The organism is Streptomyces sp. NPDC002130 (assembly GCF_040296465.1).
Taxonomy (GTDB): Bacteria; Actinomycetota; Actinomycetes; order Streptomycetales; family Streptomycetaceae; genus Streptomyces.
Window position 1 is genome coordinate 1 of the sequence record NZ_JBEOXI010000915.1, and the last position, 1323, is coordinate 1323.

Annotated in this window: 1 pseudogene; it reads right to left on the reverse strand. The window is 63.1% G+C overall.

What is annotated here, in order from left to right:
• Positions 1-1266, reverse strand: a pseudogene (locus ABT116_RS46925) (aconitase family protein); the annotation flags it as partial.
• Between the last annotated feature and the right edge of the window lie 57 nt (positions 1267-1323).

Here is a 1323-nt window from a genome sequence, read left to right on the forward strand (position 1 = left end):
GATGAATGCCTGCGGTGCGCCTTCCTGCGTGAAGTCGCGGGTGTAACCACCCGAGACGTCGTCGAGGAGCTGGTTGCGCAGACGGATGTTCGCGAACGTTCCGCGAATCATGACCTCGTGGTTACCGCGACGCGATCCGAGCGAGTTGTAATCCGCACGCTCGACGCCGTGGGAGTCGAGGTACTGCGCAGCGGGGGTACCGACCTTGATCGGACCTGCCGGGCTGATGTGGTCGGTGGTGACCGAGTCGCCGAGCAGTGCGAGGACGCGAGCGCCCTTGATGTCCTTGACCGGAGCCGGATCCATCGTCATGCCGTCGAAGTAAGGTGGCTTCCGCACGTAGGTGGAGTTCACGTCCCACTCGAAGGTGTCACCCTTCGGGGTTTCGAGGTTCTGCCAGCGGCTGTCGCCCGCAAAGATGGTTGCGTACGACTTGCGGAACATGTCCTGGTCGATCGAGGACTTGATCGTCTCTTCGATTTCCTGCGTGGACGGCCAGATGTCCTTGAGGTAGACGGGGTTTCCGTCGGTGTCGTTACCGAGCGAATCGGTCTCGAAGTCGAAGTCCATGGTTCCGGCGAGGCCGTAGGCAATCACGAGCGGCGGGGAAGCCAAGTAGTTCATCTTGACGTCGGGGGAGATGCGTCCCTCGAAGTTACGGTTACCCGAGAGCACCGCGGTGACCGAGAGGTTGTTGTCGTTGATGGCCTTCGAGACTGCCTCGGGCAGCGGTCCGGTGTTACCGATGCACGTGGTGCAGCCGTAACCGCCGAGGTAGTAGCCGAGCTTCTCGAGGTACGGCCACAGGCCGGCCTTCTCGTAGTAGTCGGTGACGACCTGCGAACCGGGAGCCATGTTGGTCTTGACCCACGGCTTGGTGGCGAGGCCCTTTTCGACGGCGTTGCGTGCGAGCAGTGCAGCACCGAGCATGACCGACGGGTTGGACGTGTTGGTGCAGGAGGTGATACCTGCAACAACGACGGCGCCGTGGTCGAGAACGAACTCACCGGCGTCGGACTTGACGACGACCGGCTTGCTCGGACGGCCTTCTGCACCGTTGGCAGCGGAGAGAACGTCGACCGCTCCGTCGTCGGCAAACGACAGAACCGCGGGATCGGAAGCCGGGAAGGATTCCTCGACTGCCTCGTCGAGCTGGGTGTGCTCGGTCGGGTAGTTCTCTTCCACGTAGTTGTGGATGTCCTTGCGGAACGCAGTCTTGGACTCCGACAACAGGATTCGGTCCTGCGGGCGCTTCGGGCCGGCGATGCACACCCGCCCCCCCCCCCCCCCCCCCCCCCCAAACCCGTATTCCCCCTAAACCCC